Origin of the sequence: Vibrio iocasae (assembly GCF_042245395.1) — a bacterium.
In the GTDB taxonomy this organism is placed as follows: Bacteria; Pseudomonadota; Gammaproteobacteria; order Enterobacterales; family Vibrionaceae; genus Vibrio; species Vibrio iocasae.
Genome location: NZ_CP145311.1, coordinates 3,173,941 through 3,197,388, shown reverse-complemented (window position 1 = coordinate 3,197,388; position 23,448 = coordinate 3,173,941). Strand labels below are relative to the sequence as shown.

Genomic DNA, 23,448 nt, shown 5'->3' with positions numbered 1-23,448 from the left:
AGATACAACCTACTTGTGATGCTGCTCTAAAGACTTATGTCTGATGAGTACCTGATTCCCTTTGTCTCGGAAGTATTGTCCTATCTGCTGAGTCAGATAGACAGAGCGATGTTTACCTCCGGTACAACCTATAGCAATAGTAAGGTAGCTACGGTTGTTTTTCTCCAACAGAGGTAACCATTTTTCAACAAAACCTTGTGTGTCTTGTTGAAACTCATTCACAGCAGCATGTGATGCAAGGAACTTTTCGATAGGTTTATCAAGTCCGGTTAATGGCCTTAACGATGGTTCCCAGTGTGGATTTGGCAAAAAACGCACATCAAACACGTAATCCGCATCGGTTGGGATACCGTATTTAAAGCCAAATGACTCAAACACCATAACCAGTTCCTTAGACTCTTTACCCAGGACACGCATACGAACCGTTTCACTTAAATCGTGCAGCGATTGATTGCTACTATCTAGTACTAAATCGGCTTGCTCTTTAAGTTCTTCAAGAAGTTGCTTTTCTTTTTCAATGGCTTGCTGAAGAGTAAGTTTGTCATCACCAAGAGATAGCGGGTGTAGACGTCGGGTTTCACTATAGCGCTTCAGCAGCGTTTCCTGACTGGCATCCAGAAAAATGACAGTGACATCAGAGTAATTTTTAAGCTGCTCTATTGTGTCGTGCAATAAGTCCGGGTTATTAGGAAGGTTACGTATGTCGATGCTTACCGCAACGTTTTGCTTACTGCCTTGTACCGAAGTGACAAATTGCTGTAGAAGGTCGACTGGAAGGTTATCAACACAGTAGTAGCCTAGATCTTCTAGTACTCGCAGTGCGACACTTTTACCCGCGCCAGATTGGCCGCTAACGATAATAAGCCGTGTCTTTTCGCTGGGTTGTGTTTTTGTCTGGCTCATTTTAGCTTGTCATGATTTCAAACAGCTCTTTATCACTCTTAGCATTTCTAAGTAGTTTTAGAGTCTGTTTATCGTTGAGGCGTTCGGCCATCGAAGACAGGGTTTTCAGGTGCTCTTTACATTGAGCATCCGGAACGAGAAGAGCGAACAGTATATCGACAGGCTTATTGTCTATCGCATCAAAATCAATGGCTTCCTCGCATTGAACTAAGACAGCTATAGCACGATCGCATGAAAACATTCTTGCGTGAGGAATAGCAATACCGTTACCGATACCGGTACTTCCCATTTTTTCTCTGTTGAGCATACATTCAAACAATTCCGTTGAGTTCTGCCCACTATGCTCTGCTGCGATTTGACTAATGATCTCCAGAGCACGTTTTTTACTTGAACATTGGACTGCACTTTTCGTGCAGTCCAGTGTTAGCACATCGCTAATTTGCATGACTAATGACTATTTAATTTTTCTTTGTGTTTATTAAGTTGACGTACCAGCTTATCAACGAGCGCATCAATAGATGCATACATATTTTCATCCTGAGCCGTTGCGTGAATATCTCCCTGACTCACATGAAGGGTTGCTTCGGCAATTTGGTTCATTTTTTCTACGCGTAAAATCACATGAACATTGGTGATATGATCAAAAAACCGTTCTAACTTCTGAAACTTCGAATGAACGTAGTCCTGCATTGAATCCGTAAGATCAACGTTATGGCCTTTAATATTGATTTGCATAGACTTTCCTTCTTGTTGTGCTGCCTAAAGCAGGCGTTTACGCTGGCTGGAAGGGGCAATACCCAGAGACTCTCTGTATTTTGCAATCGTACGTCGTGCGACCTTTATCCCTTGGTCAGCCAATAATGCAGCAATCTTACTATCACTTAGTGGCTTAGCAGTGTTTTCTGCCGCAACTAATTTTTTGATCAAAGCTCGAATTGCTGTAGACGAACATTCTCCACCATTATCCGTACTTACATGGCTGGAGAAGAAATACTTAAGTTCAAATATACCTCTTGGTGTATGCATAAACTTCTGAGTCGTAACCCTGGAAATGGTGGACTCATGCATATCAACGGCTAAAGCGATGTCGTTTAGAACCATTGGCTTCATCGCTTCTTCACCATACTCAAAGAAATCCTGCTGATGCTCAACAATGCAGCGAGCAACTTTGAGTAATGTTTCATTTCGGCTTTCTAAGCTTTTTATCAACCACTTAGCTTCTTGAAGGTTGCTTTTGATAAACTGACTATCTGCGCTGTTTCCCTTACCAAGAGAAGCATAGTGCTGGTTTACCTTTAGGCGAGGAACACTGTCAGGGTTGATAGCAACTGTCCACTTACCCTTATCCTTGAACACCGATACATCTGGAATGACATACTCAGTTTCATCAGGCGTAATTCGACTGCCCGGTCTTGGATCGAGTTGCTGAATCAGAGTCATCACTTCTTTTAACTCTGCTTCTTTAATCTTGCTTTCTTTGATGATGAGCTTGTAATCACGGTTGCCAAGCTGATCGATGTGTTTTTCCAGAATCAGTCTGGCTTCCTGCAACCAAGGCGTATCTTCGGGGTAGGTAGCCAACTGAAGCAACAGGCACTCTTGCAGGTTTCGAGAGGCAACTCCAAGTGGATCAAACTGCTGAATTCTTTTTAGAACGGCTTCTACTTCATCGAGCTCTACGTCTTCAAGGTTTAAGCTTTCTAAGATCTCTTCTGCAGAAATAGTCAGGTAACCAAAATTGTCAACAGCATCAATTACAGCCGTTGCTATGGTTCTGTCGGTATCGGAAAAGGGCGTTAAATCAAGTTGCCAAAGAAGGTAGTCCTGAAGACTTTGGGTTGTTTCACCCTGATAGATTGGCATATCGTCATCTAATGCTATGCCGGTATTGCCTGTGTTTGCGCTATAAACATCATCCCAGGATGCGTCTATTTCTAAATCATTACTGATCTCTGATTTCTCAATAACCTCAGAGCTATCTGGAGCATCTGGCTCAGATACAAATTCTTCACTTTGCTCCGCAGCCGATTCTTCTTTTGCTTTGGCTGCCTCTTCACCAGAAGACTCTTCTTGTCCTTCATCAACATCAAGTAGCGGGTTTGACTCTAAAGCTTCCTGAATCTCTTGTTGGAGATCCAAGGTTGACAGTTGCAACAGCCTTATTGCCTGCTGCAGCTGAGGTGTCATCGCTAACTGTTGACCTAGCTTGAGTTGTAATGAAGGTTTCATTCAGTATTTACTACCTTGTTATTCTTTTAGCGTGGTTACATTTTAAGTATATAACCAAGTTTCCATAATATGCAGATCAGGCTGATAAACTGAGAGCAACGTGGTGTTTGTTTAGCCCTCGTATCATAATTTGAACTGTTCGCCCAGATACACCTGCTTAACCTGTTCGTTTGCAAGTACCTGATCTGGCGTACCTTCTGCAATCAGGTGCCCCTGACTTACTATGTAGGCGCGCTCACAGACATCCAGAGTTTCTCTTACGTTGTGGTCTGTAATCAAAACACCAAGTCCGCGGTCTCGCAAATGTTCAATAATCTTCTTAATATCAATAACGGATATTGGGTCAACACCTGCGAAAGGCTCATCCAGAAGGATAAACTGTGGGTTTGCAGCCAATGCTCTTGCAATCTCAACCCTGCGGCGTTCACCACCTGAAAGTGCCATACCGTTACTTTTACGGATATGTTGGATGTTAAACTCATCCAGCAAGTCTTCCATGCGATCCTGACGATCTTCTCTGCTCAGTTCACTACGAGTCTGAAGAACAGCCATAATGTTATCTTCTACAGATAGCTTACGGAAAATAGAAGCTTCCTGAGGAAGGTAACCTATCCCCATTCTGGAACGGCTGTGCATTGGAAGAACACTGATATCCTGATCATCGATAAGAATCTGGCCCTCATCTCTGGCAACAAGACCAACGATCATATAAAACGAGGTGGTTTTACCTGCACCGTTAGGGCCTAGAAGGCCGACGATTTGACCCGATTCAACTTTCAGGCTTACATCAGCAACAACTTTTCTGTTCTTGTAGCTTTTAGCTAAGTGCTCTGCTCTTAATAATGCCATATCACTGCTTAGTTTGTGTTGGTTGAAGTACGGTAGAGACCCGTTTCTTCTCTTCACCTTGTCCGCCATCAGCGGTTAGCTTCTGAGAGGTGATTTTATAAGTAATCTTCTCACCCTGGATGGTACTTTCATCCTGAGCTAGAACAGCTTCTTTTAGCATAGTTAGCTGATCGTCATCAACATTGTAATAAAGCTCTTTTGCTCTACCTTTCAATGTTTTACCTTCATCAGTCAATTGAGAGAAGGTTGCTGGTTCACCGTAGGCTTCGATCTCTTTTAACGTATCGTCGATCTGACTACGGATTACGATTACTTTGTCAGCATTGATATTGATGCTGCCTTGTTTAAGCTTTACGTCACCTAAAAAGGTTACTTTGTTGCTTTTCATATCCAGATGTTGTGAATCTGAATCGATATAAATAGGTTGCTCTGAGTCGCTCGACAAAGCGAACGCATTTGATGTGGCGAATAGACAAGCAATTAGACTAAGGTGTGAGAGTTTCATATCTACCTTGTACATTGTTATATAGGGTAGCGACGTTTTCACCGAAGTTTCCTTTCATCGCTTGCCCTTTGTTTTCAAATTGGGGGCCAACAAGTACTACCGGGTTATCAGCCCAAAAATCCCGGTTATCCAAATGGATTAACATTTCATCCGTTGCCATCGTATCGAAACTGGCATTCGGTAATAGGTTCTTTGCTAGAACATTACCATATAATCGCAATACATGCTTTTTATCCAGCACGCCTCGATCGGCATTTATTTCCCATTCTTCTACTTTGCCTTCTTTGAAAACAAAAAGAACAGGGTATTCAAACACGGTATCACCGCTTTTCGCATAGTGATCCAGGTTTTTAGCAGTTACTCGATAACTTCTGATCCCCGACTGGTTGTAGCTAGTGTTGTCAACATTCTTGCCACTTAAGGTCGGTAGCTCTAAGTCTGGTGTTACCTGCAAATTCAGTTCTTGCCTGCCAAGATAGAGGTAATAGGCAGAATAAGCAGAAACAATTATCAGCAGTGAGTAAATTATTCGAGCGAAATTCATAGTACCTGTATCTTAATATATTAAGGAATCAACTATAGCTGACATTACATTACGCCAGCTTTCAGTAGATCATGCATATGCACAGCACCCACTAATTTTTCTTCTTCGCATAACAGAAGTGCAGTGATGCTTTTTTCCTGCATAAGGTTTACACCTTCAACAGCCAACAGGTTTGGTGATGCAACTTTTGGGTTATGGGTCATCACTTCAGAAATAGCCGTTTCGTGGATATCAACTTGCTTATCCAGCATTCGACGCAGATCACCATCTGTAAATACACCAATCACAACATCATTCTCGTCGACAATGGCTGTCATACCCAAACCTTTCTGCGAAATCTCTAAAAGCGCATCTTTAATTGAAGCTGTTGGCTTTACTTTGGGTAACTGTTCACCAGAGTGCATAATGTCATTTAATTTTAGCAACAGTTTACGGCCTAATGCACCACCTGGGTGTGACAGTGCAAAGTCATCGGATGTAAAACCTCTTGCTTTCATTAGTGAGACTGCAAGGGCATCTCCCATAACAAGGGTCGCTGTTGTACTAGAGGTTGGCGCAAGACCAAGGAAGCAAGCTTCTTCTGGAACCGTTATTTGCAGGTGAATATCTGACAGTTTAGCCATTGTAGATAGGGGCTTACCAGTCATACTGATGATTCGAATGTTCAGGCGTTTTAGTACAGGGTACAGACCTAGAATTTCTGACGATTCACCAGAATTAGAGATGGCGATAACAATATCACCCGGCTCAATCATGCCCAAATCACCGTGAGAAGCTTCTCCCGGGTGGACAAAAAATGATGATGTGCCAGTACTTGCTAATGTTGCTGCAATTTTTTTACCGATATGACCAGATTTACCCATACCCATCACAACAACTTTACCTTTGTTGTTTAGGATGAGTTCACAAGCATCCACAAAGCTTTGATTTATATATTGAGAAAGTTGTTGTAGGCCTTTTATTTCAATATTAAGTACATCATTTGCTGCACTCTTGAAGTCAAAGTTTGTCATCTGATTTGGCTCCTGCTCTTTAGGCCGTCATATGAATAAATAGATAAACTTGGTACGCAATAAAGCTGATAAATAGGAATCCAGCTTCAAAGCGATTAATGCTACGAGACTTACCCAGAGCAAACAATACCAACAACATAGAAACGATGAGCATGACCCAAAAGTCACGTCCCATAACATGTTCGCTTAGCATTGATGGGTTCAGGATTCCCGGAATTCCCATCACAGCCAGAATATTAAATACATTGGAGCCGATGATATTACCTACCGCCATATCATCTTCACCTTTTAGAACACCAGCTAAAGAAGCGGCGAGTTCAGGTAAGCTTGTACCAATAGCAATGATTGTCAGGCCAATAACCAGATCGCTCATACCGAAGTGCTTAGCGATGATCACTGCGTTATCAACGAGCATATCTGCAGCGAATGGTAGCAATAGCAAGCCTATGACGACCCAAATCGTCGCTTTTGAGCTACTAACGTCGTCAGGGATTTCAGATTCCTGCTCGTCGATAAACGCATCTCCCCTTTGCTTTTCTTTTCGGCTAATAGCCAGCATCGCAATGATAAACATGGCGAATAGAACAAACAGAAGAACGCCTTCATAGAAGCCAAGGTGACTGTCCCAAAGAATCAATCCAGCTAATAGAGTGACCACAATCATCAGAGGTAGTTCACGGCGAATGACCGCTGAACTGATAGAAAGAGGTTTAATTAAAGCAGTGATACCTAGAATCAACGCAATATTAGCGATGTTTGATCCAAGCACGTTACCTACTGCTGTATCGGTTTTACCAGCTAGGGCAGCTGTTGCAGACACCATCATCTCAGGTGCAGATGATCCCATAGCAAGTATGGTCATACCGATGACAAGAGGAGAGACGCCAAAGTTTCGAGCTAATGCTGCGGCACCGTAAACTAGCTTATCTGCGCTCCACACTAAAAGTATCAAGCCCAAAATCAGCAAGGCTACTGCTTCAATCATGATGATTCCTACAAAGTTTCACTATTAAACATAGGGCCGCTAATTCTGACGTTAAGCGTATAAAAAGGGAAGTTTAAGTTTGAAGAAAATCAATATCGAATTTGCATATGTTAACACCATTAGAATCGTGTTGTACCTCTTTGGGAATAGCTAAATTCGACCTCAGTCAAAAAATTTTGTGAATTATACGCTGATAAAGATGTCAAATTCCACCGGAAAATAGTTTTACTTTACACACGGGTGATATTCCATATCATTGGGATTCTTTTCGAGCATTAGCTCATCTATACAAAATAAGTATATATATGTCGACAACGGATCTAGTCACAATTAACAACCTTAGTTTTTATCGTGGTGATCGGGCGATATTTAATGACGTCAGTCTAAAAGTACCGAAAGGGAAAGTAACGGCAATTATGGGCCCGTCGGGCATCGGTAAAACGACTTTATTAAGGCTTATTGGTGGTCAGATTCCGCCAGAAAAGGGCGAAATATGGTTTGATGGCCTGAACATTCCTACATTGAAACGCTCTAAGCTATATATAGCAAGAAAGAAAATGAGCATGCTGTTTCAGTCAGGCGCTCTCTTTACCGACATAAACGTATTCGACAATGTTGCATTCCCGCTAAGAGAGCATACGGAGCTCCCCGAGGAAATTATCCGTACCATGGTTCTGCTAAAACTAGAAGCAGTTGGTTTACGAGGGGCTGAAAAACTGATGCCTAGTGAGCTTTCGGGCGGTATGGCACGAAGAGCGGCATTGGCACGGGCAATAGCGCTTGACCCTGAGATGATAATGTATGACGAACCCTTTGTCGGACAAGATCCTATAACAATGGGTGTGTTAGTTGAGTTAATCAGAAACTTAAATCAGGCATTGGGTTTAACCTCGATAGTCGTTTCTCACGATGTTCCTGAAGTAATGAGCATTGCTGACCTCGTTTATTTGCTCGCGGATGGGCGAATTATTGCAACAGGAACGCCTCAGGAGTTGAGGGATAACCCTGATCCTATGGTGCAGCAGTTCCTTCAGGGCCAGGCGGATGGACCAGTACCTTTCCGTTTCCCCGCTTCCGATATTTCAAAAGGGTTGTTTAATAATGATTGATACTTTAATGGATTCAATCGCTGGTATTGGGCAGAGAACTTTGAGGCTTGTGAGTGCCTGGGGACGCGCAAGTCTTATGTTGTTTGGCGCTATCGCGAACAAACCTCAGCCTATCAAGAATTTTCCATTGCTCGTAAAGCAACTATACAGCGTTGGCGTTCAATCTTTAGCTATTATCGTCGTGTCCGGCTTGTTTATCGGTATGGTTCTGAGCCTGCAAGGTTTTGTTGTACTGGTCGATTATGGTGCGGAAGGCAGTTTAGGGCAGATGGTTGCTCTATCTCTTCTTCGTGAGCTTGGGCCTGTCGTTACAGCACTGCTGTTTGCAGGGCGAGCGGGTTCTGCTTTGACAGCGGAAATCGGCTTAATGAAAGCAACGGAGCAGCTATCCAGTCTGGAAATGATGGCCGTTGATCCTCTCAAGAGAGTGATCGCTCCTCGCTTATGGGCAGGTTTGATTTCAATGCCATTGCTTGCCATGATTTTTATGGCTGTGGGTATCTGGGGTGGTCAGCTTGTTGGTGTCGACTGGAAAGGTATCGATCACGGTAGTTTCTGGTCTGCGATGCAATCTTCAGTTCAGCTTGGAAAAGATATTGGCAATAGCTTTATCAAATGTATGGTCTTCGCTATCACAGTTACGTGGATAGCTCTGTTTAACGGTTACGATGCTGTACCTACGTCTGAAGGCATCAGTAAAGCAACCACTCGTACCGTTGTTCATTCTTCTTTAGCAGTGTTGGGGCTAGACTTTGTCCTAACTGCCTTGATGTTCGGGAACTAAAAATGCAACAAACACGTAAATTGGAATTATGGGTAGGTGCCTTCATACTAGCAGGCGTTATCGCGATTTTAATTATGATCTTTAAGATCGCAAATGTGACCGGACTTGGCTCAGGTAACACCTATGAATTAAAAGCATCGTTTGACAATATTGGTAGCCTAAAAGTGCGTTCACCAGTGAAAATTGGTGGTGTCGTCGTAGGAAGAGTGAGTGCGATTGATTTAGACACAGAACAGTACATTCCTGTCGTTACTTTATCTATTGATGAAAGCTTCGGGCATTTCCCTGAATCATCCAGTGCGCAGATCCTGACATCCGGATTGATTGGTGAGCAGTATATCGGATTGGTACCAGGCTTTGTATTTGATGATATCGAAATGCTTGGCGATGGCGACTATATTGAAGATACGAAGTCAGCTTTGGTACTGGAAGATCTGATAGGCCAGTTCCTATATAGCTCAAAAGACTCGGAGGAGTAAGATTTGAATATGTTTTATAAAGCCTCACACTTCTATCGTTTTTGCGCTCAGGTGCTTATGGGATTCGCTCTGATAACGACAACTGCATCTGCTCAGGAAGTTGATAAAACAAAGCCTTATGAAATGATGAAGGCGGTTTCAGAAAGTACGTTTGCACGACTTAAAGCAGAAAAAGAGCAGATCCGTGAACAACCTGAACTTCTGAAAACAGTGGTAGAAGAAGAGCTGATGCCTTACGTAAACTATCGTTATGCTGCTCTTAAAGTACTTGGTCCGAACCTTAAAAAAGCCAAGAAAGAGGATATTCCAGAATTTATTGACGCTTTTCATCAGTACCTTGTGACCTCTTACGCCCAAGCTCTGACACTGTATACCGACCAGACAATTGAGTTTGAACCAGAAAAGCCGGTTCCAACCGGAAAGCGAATCACTTCTGTGAAACTGGATGTTATCGATGCTCCGCGCCCTAACATCAAGCTTGAATTTAAACTGCGAAAAGACAAAAAGTCTGGTGAGTGGAAAGCATTTGACATGATAGCTGAAGGGGTAAGCTTACTTTCAAGCAAACAGTCAGAATGGAATGGTAAAATCAGAAAAGATGGTGTTCCTGCTGTGAGTGAAGAACTTTTCAAACTAGCAGAAAAACCAATTCGCTTTGAAGGTGAGCAGAAATGAGTCACCCTCAATGGTTGAATCAGAATGGGAAATATCAGCTGATTGGTGAGCTTACACGGGACACTGTTCCGGGTATATGGGCAGCAATTTTGCAATGGAATCCAGAACAGTCTGAGCTGGAAATATCCTTAGAGAAATCGGAACGAATTGATTCAGCAGGAATGGCATTATTAATTCAGTTAATAGAGCATGCAAAAAATCTAAACTGTCATATAATGCTCAGCTTCGTGCCAAAAGAACTGTGCACACTTTTTCAACTAAGCAATGTTGAAGGTATGCTGGCAAAGAATTTAAAAGATTAAACGGGACATATCGTGGAAAGTAGCGACGTTAAAAAAATCATTGAAGACGCTCTCGATCTTCAGGAAGTTCATGTTAAAGGTGAAGGTAGCCAATTTGAAGTGGTTGCTGTAGACCCTTGCTTTGAAGAAATGGGCCGTGTAAAAAAACAACAAACAATTTACGCTCCTCTGATGGAATACATTCAACGAAATGATATTCATGCGGTATCAATAAAGACATACACTCCTGAAGAATGGGCTCGCGACAAAAAATTGATGTCGCTTTAAAGGTTTTACAATGGATAAATTTAGAGTTAAAGGGTCTAGCACCCCTTTAAACGGTGAAGTATTAATTTCTGGTGCTAAAAACGCGGCTCTGCCGATCTTGTTTGCCTCAATCCTAGCGGAAGAACCAGTAGAAGTTGCTAACGTTCCTAAGCTTCGCGATATCGATACAACCATGGAGCTTCTTAAGCGCCTTGGTGCAAAAGTAGAGCGTAATGGCTCAGTTCACGTTGACGGTAGTGCAATTAACGAATATTGCGCACCATATGATTTAGTTAAAACCATGCGTGCCTCTATTTGGGCTTTAGGTCCTTTGGTTGCTCGTTTTGGTAAAGGTCAGGTTTCTCTTCCGGGTGGTTGTGCAATCGGTGCTCGTCCTGTTGATTTGCATATCAATGGTCTTGAGCAATTGGGTGCGACTATTACCCTGGACGAAGGTTACGTAAAAGCTGAAGTTGATGGTCGCCTAAAAGGTGCTCACATTGTGATGGATAAAGTGAGTGTTGGTGCCACTATCACTGTTATGTGTGCAGCGGCATTGGCTGATGGAACCACAACACTGGATAACGCAGCTCGCGAGCCAGAGATTGTCGATACGGCAGACTTCCTAAACAAACTAGGCGCTAAGATTTCTGGCGCAGGTACAGATACGATAACTATCGAAGGTGTAGAGCGCCTCGGTGGATGCAAGCACTCTGTCGTTGCAGATCGTATCGAAACGGGTACGTTCCTAGTTGCTGCTGCAGTATCTAAGGGTAAGATTGTTTGCCGCAATACTAACTCTTCATTATTAGAAGCTGTTTTAGCGAAACTTGAAGAAGCTGGTGCAGCAATCGAAACGGGTGAAGACTGGATTAGTTTGGATATGACGGGGCGTGAGCTAAAAGCCGTAAGTATTCGTACTGCTCCACACCCAGGTTTCCCAACCGACATGCAGGCACAGTTTACTTTGCTAAATATGATTGCAAAAGGTGGCGGTCATATCACGGAAACTATCTTTGAGAACCGCTTTATGCACGTGCCAGAACTACAACGTATGGGGGCCAAAGCGGAAATCGAAGGAAACACTGTTATCTGCGGTGATGTTGATAGCTTGAGTGGTGCGCAGGTCATGGCAACAGACCTTCGAGCTTCGGCTAGCCTTGTTATTGCTGGCTGTATTGCAAAAGGCGAAACCATTGTTGATCGTATCTATCATATCGATCGCGGTTACGACAAAATTGAAGATAAGCTAACAGCACTTGGTGCAAATATTGAGCGATTCAAAGAGTCGAGTTAGAATTGCATCCAAAATGAAAGCCGGAATCAGCTTCGATTTCGGCTTTTTTAGTTTTACTGAGGAAATTCAATGATTGCTATATTACGTGTTATCGCTGTCGCGATATTTGCCGTATTTATGTTCGTATTCGGTGTAGGTTACAGCTTGTTAAGCCCGCGTAATCCCAAAAACGTGTTTTCGGTTGGCCGTCACTTTCACCGTATGGGTAAGATATTCGGTTACAAAGTGGATCTTAGGTTTCCCGATGATGTTTATACCAGAGGTCAGCATGTCTATATTGCTAACCACCAGAACACCTGGGACTTGTTTACCGTTTCTGCGGCTATTACGCCAAAGACAGTGACGGTAGGTAAGAAGAGTCTGGTTTGGATTCCTCTGTTTGGTCAGCTCTACTGGATCACTGGTAACATTCTTATCGATCGTTTTAATAAGGCAAAGGCGAAAGGTACCATTGATCAGGTCGTAGAGAAGATGAACACTACGGACGCTTCTATCTGGATGTTCCCTGAAGGTACGCGTTCACGTGGTCGTGGTTTGCTACCATTTAAAACGGGTGCTTTTCACACTGCAATTGGTGCGGGTGTACCAATTATTCCTATCGTATGCAGCACCACTCAGGGAAAACTAAACCTAAACAAGTGGGACAACGGTCATGTGATCATTGAGATGCTTCCACCAATCAGCACTGAAGGCTATGGCAAAGAAAATGTTCGTGAGCTAGCAAACATATGCCGTGAACAAATGAAGCAGAAGCTTGAAGAGATGGATGCAGAGGTTGATGCACTAAATGCAGGAACCAAGAGACTGAACGAAGTATAGCTTCGGTCAAAGTTATCGTACGAACCTTGTTCTTCGGATAACAGGAAAACAAAAAAGCGTGAAGAGATATAATCTTCACGCTTTTTACTATTTAAGTACCCAGTAGATTATTTTCTTACTGCGATTGCCTCAATTTCAATCTTCACATCTTTAGGCAGGCGTGCAACTTCAACACATGAGCGGGCAGGGTAGTTTGCTACTTTATGTTCATCAAAGAAGCTGCCATAGACTTCGTTTACAGTACCAAAATCATTTAGATCTTTTACAAACACGGTCATTTTTACAATATCGGTAACGCTGAGCCCAGATGACTCAACAACAGCCTTAACATTTTCTAGTGACTGACGAGCTTGTTTAGCGACATCTTCAGATACGATTTCCCCTGTCGCAGGTATTACTGGAATTTGACCAGAAGTCATTACCATATTACCTAAGTCTACACCTTGTACGTATGGGCCAATTGCCGCTGGTGCATTTTCTGTATGAAGCACTTTAGTCATTAGATTTCCTTATTATTTAATATATAGCCACTTGCGTGGTTCAGACGCTTCCAGTTTGCTACTCATTTTCTTACAGGTCAATGACTTCAGTGAACACCCAGACGAGTTCTTACAATCTTCTCACACTCATCAATTTTAGTGATATCCCTGGGAGCGATCATAACGGTGTCATTGCCACCAACCGTACCCAGAATTTCGGAATGAGGCTGCATATCAATAATCCTTGCAACTAGTTGAGCACTGCCTGGGTGGGTGCGCACCACAACGACAAGTTGATTATGGGTAATGAATTCAATCTGGGAAGATATTGCGGAGTTAACCTCAATGCCTTCATTTTCTATGGTAAGGCAATAGACTTTTTTTCCGTAAGCATTGGGTACTTTGGCTACACCTAAGCGGGTGAGCAGTCTAGACACTGTGGATTGGCTGACGTCGTCATACCCCATTTTTATGAGGCTGGTCCGAATATCATCTTGAGTTTGGAAACTTTGCTGTTGTAAAAGACGTTTGCAGGCCGCTGTAATATTTTCATCAGTATGCATATTCAGTGGCTCAGAAGCATAAGTTGTATTCACGGTTTAGCTCCTCTTTTCAATCGATCTATATGTAAGAAGTATATCGCTAGTCCATGCAATAACTCATTGTTATGGTTTGTGTTTTTTATTATGTGATGGATGATAACACCTAACTTCACTTTATTTATTGATAGCGCTCACCAAATAAAAAACTAATAATTTCTTCAATATTGGCATAAAAGTTTGATATTTATGCGGACTATTAGGGTTTTTATCCGAAGGGTTTTCGGAGGGAGGAATTATTGCCATAGAAGACAGTTAGTTAGGTGTTTACAGTACGTTTTAGTGTTATTTGTTATGCCTAAACTTGGAATTTCAAAGGTAATAAAACGTAAAAAACCCGCAAATAAATTGCGGGTCATTCTAGGTTTTGTGACAGCTTGAGTGACTCTTAGTTTTTTGTCTCTGTCATGATTTCTCGTGAGAAAACTTTCTCACAGTACTTACATTTCAGCTGAACATCTTCTTTCTTCTTAATTACATTGAAGCTACTGTCTACCGGCTCACCGTGAGATATACAGTTGGTGTTTGGACAAGCAAACACGGCCTGAATAGACTCTGGCAGAGATAAGTTCATCTTCTTGGTAACGTCATACTCTTCAATCTGATTTACCGTTGCCTTTGGTGCATAAAGCGCCAGCTGGTTTGCTTGTTCTTCCGTGATATAAACGTTCTCTATCTTAATCAGATCCTTTGCTCCCAACTCAGAAGAAGGTAGGTTCAGGCCAATAGTAATTCTCTGATTACGCTGATCTTTGCTGAATAAACGAAGTACTTTGATACCTACATTTGCAGGGATATGGTCGATAACAGTTCCGTTACGGATTGCTTCTACCTGAAGTTTTGTTTTAGCCATCTTATCTCTCCTGCTTATAGTTCTTCGTTCAATACAAGTGCTAGTAGTGCTTCTCGGGCATAAACACCGTTTTCCGCTTGCTGGAAATAGTAGGCGTGCTGAGTCTTATCTACATCAGTCGTAATTTCATCCACTCTTGGAAGTGGATGAAGAACCTTCATGTTCTCGCGAGCTTCAACCAACTGAGATGCCGAAAGAATAAATGCAGATTTGATATGAGCATATTCAGACTCATCGAAACGTTCTTTCTGAACCCGAGTCATATAAAGTACATCAAGCTCGGGGACAACCTGTTCGATATCTTTATGCAGACTGTATTGGATTCCGGCATCATCGAGCTCTTCGCAGATGTAATCAGGCATTGCTAATGCATCTGGAGCAATAAAGAAGAATCGGTTGTTATCAAACTTAGCCAAAGCCTGAGTCAGGGAGTGCACAGTTCGGCCATATTTTAGGTCACCTACAAGAGCGACATTTAGGTTGTCCAGACGGCCTTGTGTTTCATAAATTGAGAACAGATCCAGAAGTGTCTGAGTTGGATGCTGGTTTGCACCGTCACCGCCATTCACTACCGGAACACCATCAGAAAACTCAGATGCAAGTCGCGCAGCACCTTCTTGTGGGTGACGCATGACGAATGCATCTACGTAAGACGAAATAACCTGCACGGAGTCTGCCAGCGTTTCACCTTTCTTCGCGAGCGAGGTGTTACCGCCGTTATCAAAACCAATAACAGTTCCACCCAAACGTTGAATAGCTGTCTCGAAAGAAAGGCGAGTACGAGTTGAAGGTTCAAAGAAGCAGCTAGCAACAACTTTATTTTTTAGTAACTCTGGGTTCGGAGTTGCTTTCAGTTTACCTGCTGTTTCCACTATCAGTTCTAGTTCACTTCTGCTCAGTTCCGGAATGGAAATGATGTGCTTTTGATATAGCGAATTCGCCATTGCTCTCTTCCCTCTTATGTGTGGTACCAATTAGGGCAAGTAACTATGCTCCGACTTGTCCTGATTGGTATAAGGCCAAAAAAAAGCCCCCTAATTAAGGAGGCTCTTTTAAAAAATAATATCAATAGAAAATAAAACGGATGCCGATGGTAGTCGGCGCAGTGCTTGTTTCTCTAACACTTTGTGGTTCATTTTCTATCTCTTCTCAGACAAATTGCGAAGGATTATACGCCCATTTTTTGTTAACGCAAGCGATTGCGTTAACTATTCTTTAAATGAAAAAATATGCAAAATTAGAATGATTGTGATTAGTGGTTAAATTAATTAAAAACAAATGGTTACCTAATTCATTTACATGAATTATGAATAAAAATGCCAGCTCCTAAGAGCTGGCAAAATAACGTGAAATACAAGTTCTAAATAAATGTGAGAGCCTGAAATTAGTGACCCAGAGTCGCAACCATAACCGCCTTAATTGTGTGCATACGGTTTTCTGCTTCATCAAATACGATGGAGTAATCTGACTCAAATACGTCTTCAGTCACTTCTAAGCCAGCCATGCCATATTTCTCAGCTACTTCTGCACCAACGGTTGTTTCATCGTTGTGGAATGCAGGTAGACAGTGCATGAATTTCACATGTGGGTTACCTGTTGCCTTAATTGTGTCCATGTTTACCTGATATGGTGTCATTAACTTAACGCGTTCATCCCATGCTTCCTGAGACTCACCCATAGATACCCAAACATCAGTGTATAAGAAGTCACAACCTTGTACGCCTTCCTGAACATCTTCAGTCATTGTGATTTTCGCACCAGTTTGCTCTGCAATCTCTTTACATTGTGCAACTAGTTCTTCTTCAGGCCAGAACTGCTTTGGAGCAACAAGGCGGATATCCATACCCATCTTCGCAGCACCAACAAGTAGTGAGTTACCCATGTTGTTACGAGCATCACCAAGGTATGCAAATGTAATTTCATGAAGCTGCTTGCCGCGGCCGTGCTCTAGCATAGTCAGGAAGTCTGCCAGAATCTGAGTTGGGTGGAACTCGTTAGTCAGGCCATTCCAAACAGGAACACCAGCGTATGCGCCTAGCTCTTCAACAATTTCCTGACCAAAGCCACGGTATTCGATACCGTCATACATGCGGCCAAGAACTCGGGCTGTATCTTTCATTGATTCTTTGTGGCCGATTTGTGAGCCAGATGGACCAATGTAAGAAACTTGAGCCCCCTGATCGAAAGCCGCTACTTCAAATGCACAACGAGTACGTGTAGAAGACTTTTCAAAGATAAGAGCAATGTTCTTGCCAGTTAAGCGAGGTTGCTCGTAACCGTTATACTTCGCTTTTTTTAGCTCAGCAGACAGTTCAAGGAGGTGTTGAATCTCACGTGGAGTGAAATCTAGTAGTTTTAGGAAGTTACGGTTGCGAAGGTTAAAAGCCATGTTAATGATCCCCTTGTTTAATCTTGTCTGGCTGACCACTTTTTTTAAAAGTAGATGAAGTGATCAGCGCGATTACCTATGTTTAACTTATTATGAGTAAAAAGTGAATAAGTATTCTTTTATTTTGCGATAATATTTGTGCCGGCTTCACCTTTCAGAATGCTAAGGCCATCTGAAAGAGCACCAATACCAACGAGCTTGCCACCTGATTTTACGAACTCGCAAGAAGCATCAATCTTAGGTCCCATTGAACCTGCATCAAACTCAATCTTGCTTAGTTCAGTTGGTGTTGCTGTTCTGATTGCTTCTTGAGTTGGTTTACCCCAATCAAGATAGACTGCATCAGCATCTGTAAGAATAAGTAGTGCGTCCGCGTGGAGCTGTTTTGCCAGGAATGCTGCTGACATGTCTTTGTCGATAACGGCTTCTACACCAACAAGCTTCCCGTCTTCGATTTTAACTGGAATACCACCACCACCAGTACAGATAACCAAATGGTCCTGATCGATAAGTGTTGTAATTGCATCATGTTCAACAATACCAGTAGGTAGCGGACTAGGTACAACTCTGCGGAAATGTTCGCCATCAGGCTTCACTGTCCAGTGATATTTCTCTGCCATCTCTTTGGCTTCTGCTTCCCCATAAATTGGGCCAATTGGCTTGGTTGGATCGGTAAACGCAGGGTCTTCCGGGTCAACAGTCATTTGCGTAAGCATGCAAGTGACATCTTGTTTAGGAAGAATGTTTTTTAGCTCCTGCATAAGCATGTAGCCAATCATTCCTTGAGTTTCAGAACCAAGTACGTCCAATGGATAAGGATTCACTTTTTTATACTCAAGACCTTGCAGAGCAAGAAGGCCAACCTGAGGACCATTTCCGTGTACCAGTACAACATTGTACTCTTGAGCGATTTCAGCGATGGTCTTAGCAGCAATAGCAATGTTCTGACGCTGTGTTTCTGCCTCAAGCGGCTCTCCACGGCGTAGTAGGGCGTTGCCACCAAGGGCAACTACAACAGTTTGTTTAGTCATTGGTTTATCTCTCATTGAAGGCCGTTACACTGACGGCCTCTATAAATTAAATTCCGTCTCTCTCGATTGGGCAGCTCATGCAGCGAGCACCACCACGGCCGCGGCCTAGTTCATCACCTGGAATTGGTAGTACAGTGATGCCTGCTTTGTCGTATTTTTCGTTGGTGTATACATTACGCTCGTAGCCCACAACTACGCCTGGTTTAACTGTCAGTACGTTGTTTGCGTCGTTCCACTGCTCACGCTCTGCTTCGAAGCTGTCACCACCTGTGGTTATCAGGTTAAGCTGACCAACACCTAGTGCTTTCTCAATTGCAGTAACGAAGTAGCCTTCTTCTTTCACGTCAACGCGGCCAGTTTCATCACCTGTCAGGCTCCAGCATTTCACGTCTTTGCGAACGACTTCTGGATAGATTGAGAAGGTATCTTCACGCATATGTGTCATTACTGTATCCAGGTGCATGCAAGAACGATGTTTAGGCAGTTCCATTGCGATAACTTGCTTAGCTTGGCCATGTTTGAACAAGCCAGATGCAAGCTGTTCAACGCCTTGTGGAGTAGTACGCTCTGACATGCCAATCAGCACTGAGCCCTTACCAATGACCAGAACATCACCGCCTTCAATAGTTGAATAATCGTAGTTGCGTTCTTCATCGCCAAAGTACTTAATGAAGTCCTGACCAGCGAACTCTGGGTGCCAACGGTAAATAGCACGTAGATGGTTCGTCTCGCGCTGACGAGCTCTCTTCGCCATTGGGTTAATAGATACGCCACCGTAAACCCAGCATGATGTATCACGAGTAAATAGATGGTTTGGTAGGGGTTTGATTATGAAGTCGTTTGGCTCATGAATGCTGCGCATCATAGAAGAAGATGGCAGTGGCATTTCTCCGTAACTCAGGCCACCAAGTAAGATAGATGCAAGTTCGTAGTTGGATTGATCACCTAGAAAGCAACGAACATCGTTGGCGAATCTTTGTCCCAAACGGTACTCTGATACTTGCGTGGTCAGTAGCCACTCTTTCGCTTCAGGAACAGCCAGAGTTTCAGCTAGTAGATCTTGAAGAAGTAAAACTTCCACACCTTGTTCTTTTAATGTTTTAGAAAAAACATCGTGTTCTTTACCTGCTTGTTCAACAGCAAGAACGTCATCAAATAATAATTCGTGACAGTTGGAAGGTGTTAAATGATTTAGAGCTCTTTCAGGTCGATGTAATAATACTCGACGCAACTGACCAATTTCTGAACCAACATAGAATCTGCTCATTTTCTATCTCTCTATATAGTGCCGATATAGTAAATTTAATTAATCTCGGCTGTAGGGTAATAATGAATAGCTATTTAGCTTTGATATTAATTTTACTTATTCAGTCTTAAGTAAAAGAGATCATGATCACACAGTGATTTCTTTTGCAATTGGTCACTTATGGGGTTTTTTATTCAGCTCGCAAGGATTGTTCTTGATTGACTTATATTCATTTTTTAAGCATCAATCTTATCTTAAGTTATTGATTTTATAATGGTGAATAACTATGTTTGGAATTTTATTCAATAGTATTTTATTTGGGTTGACTGTAAAAAGATAGAATATTCACTATTTATGTTTTCCTATGTGTTAGTTAGTGAAATTTGCTTGTTAATTCTTCAAAGATTATTTAAAAGTTTGAACTTGGTCGTAAAATTAAGGTTTGTTTATTTGTTCTTGTTAGGAATGTATTTTTAAAATTTAATTAATATTAAAGGAGATTTTTAATTAGTTGGAATGCAATTTTATTCATTCTTACAAGTTGATAATTTAGTGCTGTTAATTATAAGTGTTTTATGAATTCCTTTTTTTATATACGAAAAAAGCCACCGTCACGGTGGCTTTAGAATTATGGATTAATTCTGGTTAGTTCTACATTACTGCTCCAACACTTAGCAGAACCATAATTAATACAGTTAACATCCCCAGTAGCGGTGCAACCCATTTTAGCCATCGAACATATGGCACTCGTGCAATTGCCAGTCCACCCATCACTACTGCCGAGGTTGGTGTAATTAAGTTTACGACTCCTGATGCAGATTGATAAGCGGTGACGACGAGTTCTCGACCAACGCCAGCAAAGTCTGCAAGTGGTGCCATAATTGGCATTGTCAAAACAGCTAGACCTGAAGATGAAGGAACCAGGAATGATAGTAGTACTTCAAGCCAGTACATTACGTTAATGAACATAACTGAAGACAGGCCAGTGACAATATGTTCCGCCGAGTTAAGAATAGTATCGGTAATCATACCTCTATCCATAATCACCACGATACCACGAGCGATACCGATGATCAGTGCAACACCCAGAAGGTCACGAGCCCCATCGATAAAGCTGGTTGTAAATTCTTCTTCGCTCATACGAGCAACTAAGCCGATGATGATTGTTGCTGCCAGGAACATAGCTGAAATTTCTGCCATCCACCAACCAGCAATTGCAACACCGTAAATCATGATGCCAAATGAAGCGGCAAATAGAGCAAGGATTACTTTACGAGTTGTTGTGAACTCCATGCCTTCGTCAGACTTGTCACCCAGGAAGTGTTTTTTGTTCTCTTCGAACTTGTCGTAAACAATGGATTTAGTTTGATCTTCACGAACCATCTTCGCGTAGCGCATAACATAACCAACACATAGCGCCCAGCCCACAGCCAGAATAATCACTCTAAGGATGATGCCATCTGTGAAAGGAATGCCGGCTGCGTTTGCTGCGATTACTGTCGCGAATGGGTTAATGGTTGAACCCAGAGTACCAATGCCTGCGCCAAGTAGAACCGTGGCTGCTGCAACAACCGGGTCGAAACGCGCTGCCATCATTACCGGAACAAGTAGGGTGTAGAATGGTAGAGACTCTTCTGCCATACCGTAAACAGTACCACCAGCAGCGAACAGAGCCATAAGGATAGGGATCATCAACTCTTCTCTTCCTTCGAGTCGATGAGTCACTCTTTCAATACCAGCATCGATTGCACCGGTTTTAGTTACCAGCCCAAGGAAGCCACCGATGATTAAGATAAACAGTGATACGTCAATTGCTGTTGCTTCATAAGAATTGTGGTCGTAAAAACCATCAATTGGAGCAAGCAGTACATCTACAACTCCCTGAGGGTTAGCCTCTACCGACTGATAAGTCCCCGCTACAGGAACTTCTCTTCCAAGCTCTTCATTCATCTGACGGTCATACTGACCAGCAGGAACGATCCAGGTGAGCATGGCTACAATAGCAATCAAAGCAAATAATATGGTGTAGGCGGATGGAAATTTGAAGTTGGCGAATAAGCCACCTTTTTCTTCGTTTTGTACGGTTTGTGTTGTCATCGTTATCTCCTTGCACCCAGACGAGTTTTTTCAGGGTGTAAAACAGCGCACCGACTGTTTGGATCGGCGTAAAGTGTTATGTAAAAAGGAATGATTTTTCGTGTTTCTGAGAAGATCATATAGCCATAAAGGGGTGGCTAACTTTGCTGTCAATCACATAAAAAATGGAGAAATATTTCAGCTAATAAGTGTTAGTTGGATTGCTGTGGGTTTGTTTTTAACTTTAGTGGGTGAATATTCTGTTTATGTTTTTGGTTGTTATTTTGGAAAGTATGCAAGACTAAATTCAGTTATTTCCTATAAGCACAAGCTGTATTTAGGGGTTATATGAAGAACGTAGAATTACTTATGCGCTATTTCGTGAATAATACCCAGGCTGCTTTTTCAGGAAGATCGGACTACGGGAAAAGTATGCATATTTTTCTAAGGACGTAGGTCATGCAATAAAATGCTAGAAGTTTGAACTAGATCCAAAACCGCTGGAACGATGTCCAGCGGTAGAGAGGGTTATTTAAATACTATCTCTTTCAATTGGGCAGCTCATACAGCGGGCGCCACCTCTTCCTCTTCCCAGTTCATTGCCTGGAATAGGAAGTACTTTGATTCCTGCCTTATCATATTTCTCGTTGGTATAGACATTACGCTCGTAACCGATAACTACCCCTGGTTTTACCGTCAGAACATTATTAGCATCATTCCATTGCTCTCGCTCTGCTTCATAGTTATCACCACCCGTTGTGATTAGCTTCAACTGATCAATGCCGAGGGCAGACTCTATGGCTTTTACGTAATTAGGTTGCTGTTTCGCTTTGATGCCACCTTTCGCATCTGGTGTTAACTGCCAGGTATCGAGTTGACTGGTCATTATTTCCGGATAGACAGAGAAGGTGTCTATATCCATATGCGTCATGACAGTATCAAGGTGCATACAAGAACGGTGTTTCGGCAAATTAAGCGCGATCACTTCTTTCGCTTGTCCTGCCTTAAATAGACTCGCAGCCAGATTCTCAACACCTTGTGGTGTCGTTCTTTCAGACATGCCAATCAGGACTGCACCTTTACCGATAACTAAGACGTCACCACCCTCAATATTGGCGTTGTCATAATGAAGGTCTTCATCACCAAAATATTTGACGAAATCACTTCCTGCAAAAATAGGGTGCCAACGATAGATGGCTCTCAAGTGATTGGTTTCGCGCTGGCGAGCAGGTTTCATCATGGGATTGAGAGATACACCACCGTATACCCAACAGGATGTGTCACGTGTAAACAGGTGATTTGGTAGAGGCTCGATGACAAAGTCCAGCGGACGATGCATTTTCGGTAGCATCGAAGTTGAGTTCAGCTTGAGCTCCGAGTAAGCCAATCCGCCTAGCAATACTGTCGCAAGGTGTTCATTATCCATTTCGGAGAGGTAATTTCTAAGATCTCGTGCAAAAGTAGGACCGTACCTGAAATCGGATATCTGGTTGTTCAGAAGCCACTCTTTTGCTTCTGATACTGCGAGCGTTTCAACCAGAAGGTCATGAAGAAGAAGTACTTCAACATCTTGCTCTCTGAGAGTCTGGGCAAAAATATCATGCTCTTCCCCTGCTGCTTCAACAGCCAGAACATCATCGAACAGTAGCTCCTGACAGTTCGATGGGGTCAGGTGAGTAAGCGCTCTTTCCGGTCTGTTTAGTAGCACACGTCGAAGTTGGCCTACCTCTGAACCTACATATAATTTGCTCATTTTGTTTCCTTACAGTGATTCCTTCTTTTCTTTATGACAAGTATGAAACTATTTATCAAGCTCTATTGTTAATATAATGTTTCTTTTTAATTGGTTTTTGTTTGATATTATTCTTTATATTTAGTTAATATCAGTTGTTTGTTTTTAGGGTTGTTTGGGGGAGGTGTACGAAAAATCTGAGTTTTTATGCTCTGTCTTCATTCGACGTATAAAACTAACAATAAGACATTAAGATCTTGATTTAGATTGATAAAAAAACGGTGGCTGGTGGTTTGAGAAAAAA

Annotated in this window: 26 protein-coding genes; 8 read left to right on the top strand and 18 right to left on the bottom strand. The window is 42.4% G+C overall.

Annotated elements, in window-relative coordinates; translation table 11 throughout:
- Positions 1 to 9: 9 nt before the first annotated feature.
- From rapZ to SNR28_RS24370, 9 genes are all read right to left on the bottom strand, one after another.
- Positions 10 to 903 carry an RNase adapter RapZ gene (gene rapZ / locus SNR28_RS24410; RefSeq protein ID WP_375751493.1) on the bottom strand — a complete coding sequence of 298 codons (894 nt, stop codon included), beginning with the start codon at positions 901 to 903 and terminating at the stop codon, positions 10 to 12.
- A 1-nt stretch (position 904) separates the two neighbouring features.
- On the bottom strand, positions 905 to 1,348 hold the full coding sequence (gene ptsN / locus SNR28_RS24405; protein ID WP_375751491.1) for a PTS IIA-like nitrogen regulatory protein PtsN: 444 nt from the start codon (positions 1,346 to 1,348) through the stop codon (positions 905 to 907).
- 2 nt (positions 1,349 to 1,350) lie between these two features.
- Positions 1,351 to 1,638 carry a ribosome hibernation promoting factor gene (gene hpf, locus SNR28_RS24400; protein WP_375751490.1) on the bottom strand — a complete coding sequence of 96 codons (288 nt, stop codon included), beginning with the start codon at positions 1,636 to 1,638 and terminating at the stop codon, positions 1,351 to 1,353.
- 24 nt (positions 1,639 to 1,662) lie between these two features.
- Complete coding sequence (locus tag SNR28_RS24395) at positions 1,663 to 3,132, bottom strand: RNA polymerase factor sigma-54 (protein WP_375751489.1); 1,470 nt, start codon at positions 3,130 to 3,132, stop codon at positions 1,663 to 1,665.
- A gap of 123 nt (positions 3,133 to 3,255) precedes the next feature.
- Positions 3,256 to 3,981: an LPS export ABC transporter ATP-binding protein gene (gene lptB, locus SNR28_RS24390; protein ID WP_375751488.1), complete on the bottom strand. Its 726-nt coding sequence runs from the start codon at positions 3,979 to 3,981 to the stop codon at positions 3,256 to 3,258.
- 1 nt (position 3,982) lies between these two features.
- On the bottom strand, positions 3,983 to 4,486 hold the full coding sequence (gene lptA / locus SNR28_RS24385; RefSeq protein WP_375751487.1) for a lipopolysaccharide transport periplasmic protein LptA: 504 nt from the start codon (positions 4,484 to 4,486) through the stop codon (positions 3,983 to 3,985).
- Entirely contained in the window at positions 4,467 to 5,030 is a 564-nt protein-coding gene (gene lptC, locus SNR28_RS24380; RefSeq protein WP_375751485.1) for an LPS export ABC transporter periplasmic protein LptC, read from the bottom strand. The genes lptA and lptC overlap by 20 nt, the downstream gene beginning before the upstream one ends.
- Positions 5,031 to 5,074: 44 nt before the next feature.
- Positions 5,075 to 6,043: an arabinose-5-phosphate isomerase KdsD gene (gene kdsD, locus SNR28_RS24375; protein ID WP_375751484.1), complete on the bottom strand. Its 969-nt coding sequence runs from the start codon at positions 6,041 to 6,043 to the stop codon at positions 5,075 to 5,077.
- A gap of 19 nt (positions 6,044 to 6,062) precedes the next feature.
- Positions 6,063 to 7,028 (bottom strand): calcium/sodium antiporter, encoded by a 966-nt coding sequence (locus SNR28_RS24370; protein WP_375751483.1) that lies wholly within the window; start codon positions 7,026 to 7,028, stop codon positions 6,063 to 6,065.
- 305 nt (positions 7,029 to 7,333) lie between these two features.
- Here SNR28_RS24370 and mlaF point away from each other — a divergent pair, with 305 nt between their 5' ends.
- The 8 genes from mlaF (at position 7,334) to SNR28_RS24330 (ending at position 12,739) form a co-directional block, all read left to right on the top strand.
- Entirely contained in the window at positions 7,334 to 8,137 is an 804-nt protein-coding gene (gene mlaF, locus SNR28_RS24365) for a phospholipid ABC transporter ATP-binding protein MlaF (protein ID WP_375751481.1), read from the top strand.
- Entirely contained in the window at positions 8,130 to 8,921 is a 792-nt protein-coding gene (mlaE, locus tag SNR28_RS24360; protein WP_375751479.1) for a lipid asymmetry maintenance ABC transporter permease subunit MlaE, read from the top strand. Before mlaF ends, mlaE begins: the two co-directional genes overlap by 8 nt.
- Before the next feature lie 2 nt (positions 8,922 to 8,923).
- Positions 8,924 to 9,400 carry an outer membrane lipid asymmetry maintenance protein MlaD gene (mlaD, locus tag SNR28_RS24355; protein WP_375751478.1) on the top strand — a complete coding sequence of 159 codons (477 nt, stop codon included), beginning with the start codon at positions 8,924 to 8,926 and terminating at the stop codon, positions 9,398 to 9,400.
- Positions 9,401 to 9,457: 57 nt separating this feature from the next.
- Complete coding sequence (locus tag SNR28_RS24350; protein WP_375754168.1) at positions 9,458 to 10,075, top strand: ABC transporter substrate-binding protein; 618 nt, start codon at positions 9,458 to 9,460, stop codon at positions 10,073 to 10,075.
- A complete protein-coding gene (locus SNR28_RS24345) occupies positions 10,072 to 10,377 on the top strand; it encodes a lipid asymmetry maintenance protein MlaB (protein WP_375751477.1) in 306 nt (101 codons plus the stop codon). Before SNR28_RS24350 ends, SNR28_RS24345 begins: the two co-directional genes overlap by 4 nt.
- Before the next feature lie 12 nt (positions 10,378 to 10,389).
- Positions 10,390 to 10,644: a BolA family iron metabolism protein IbaG gene (gene ibaG / locus SNR28_RS24340; RefSeq protein WP_375751475.1), complete on the top strand. Its 255-nt coding sequence runs from the start codon at positions 10,390 to 10,392 to the stop codon at positions 10,642 to 10,644.
- A gap of 10 nt (positions 10,645 to 10,654) precedes the next feature.
- Complete coding sequence (gene murA, locus SNR28_RS24335) at positions 10,655 to 11,920, top strand: UDP-N-acetylglucosamine 1-carboxyvinyltransferase (RefSeq protein ID WP_375751473.1); 1,266 nt, start codon at positions 10,655 to 10,657, stop codon at positions 11,918 to 11,920.
- 69 nt (positions 11,921 to 11,989) lie between these two features.
- Positions 11,990 to 12,739, top strand: coding sequence for a 1-acylglycerol-3-phosphate O-acyltransferase (locus SNR28_RS24330; protein ID WP_375751472.1), 750 nt, complete (start codon positions 11,990 to 11,992; stop codon positions 12,737 to 12,739).
- 107 nt (positions 12,740 to 12,846) lie between these two features.
- On the opposite strand, the gene SNR28_RS24325 is transcribed toward SNR28_RS24330, so the two are convergent.
- The 9 genes from SNR28_RS24325 to arcA (SNR28_RS24285) all read right to left on the bottom strand — a co-directional run bounded on the left by SNR28_RS24325 (position 12,847) and on the right by arcA (SNR28_RS24285) (position 23,165).
- On the bottom strand, positions 12,847 to 13,239 hold the full coding sequence (locus SNR28_RS24325; protein ID WP_375751471.1) for a RidA family protein: 393 nt from the start codon (positions 13,237 to 13,239) through the stop codon (positions 12,847 to 12,849).
- An 86-nt stretch (positions 13,240 to 13,325) separates the two neighbouring features.
- Complete coding sequence (locus SNR28_RS24320) at positions 13,326 to 13,781, bottom strand: arginine repressor (RefSeq protein ID WP_375754167.1); 456 nt, start codon at positions 13,779 to 13,781, stop codon at positions 13,326 to 13,328.
- 424 nt (positions 13,782 to 14,205) lie between these two features.
- Positions 14,206 to 14,670 (bottom strand): aspartate carbamoyltransferase regulatory subunit, encoded by a 465-nt coding sequence (gene pyrI / locus SNR28_RS24315; RefSeq protein WP_375751469.1) that lies wholly within the window; start codon positions 14,668 to 14,670, stop codon positions 14,206 to 14,208.
- A gap of 14 nt (positions 14,671 to 14,684) precedes the next feature.
- Positions 14,685 to 15,614, bottom strand: a complete 930-nt coding sequence (pyrB, locus tag SNR28_RS24310) for an aspartate carbamoyltransferase (protein WP_375751468.1) — start codon at positions 15,612 to 15,614, stop codon at positions 14,685 to 14,687.
- 440 nt (positions 15,615 to 16,054) lie between these two features.
- A complete protein-coding gene (locus tag SNR28_RS24305; RefSeq protein WP_375751466.1) occupies positions 16,055 to 17,059 on the bottom strand; it encodes an ornithine carbamoyltransferase in 1,005 nt (334 codons plus the stop codon).
- 119 nt (positions 17,060 to 17,178) lie between these two features.
- Complete coding sequence (arcC, locus tag SNR28_RS24300) at positions 17,179 to 18,090, bottom strand: carbamate kinase (protein WP_375751465.1); 912 nt, start codon at positions 18,088 to 18,090, stop codon at positions 17,179 to 17,181.
- A 46-nt stretch (positions 18,091 to 18,136) separates the two neighbouring features.
- A complete protein-coding gene (gene arcA, locus SNR28_RS24295) occupies positions 18,137 to 19,357 on the bottom strand; it encodes an arginine deiminase (protein ID WP_375751464.1) in 1,221 nt (406 codons plus the stop codon).
- A 630-nt stretch (positions 19,358 to 19,987) separates the two neighbouring features.
- The gene (locus SNR28_RS24290; protein WP_375751462.1) at positions 19,988 to 21,433 is read right to left on the bottom strand and encodes a YfcC family protein; all 1,446 of its coding nucleotides are present in this window, start codon (positions 21,431 to 21,433) and stop codon (positions 19,988 to 19,990) included.
- A 511-nt stretch (positions 21,434 to 21,944) separates the two neighbouring features.
- A complete protein-coding gene (gene arcA / locus SNR28_RS24285) occupies positions 21,945 to 23,165 on the bottom strand; it encodes an arginine deiminase (protein WP_375751461.1) in 1,221 nt (406 codons plus the stop codon).
- Positions 23,166 to 23,448 lie beyond the last annotated feature (283 nt).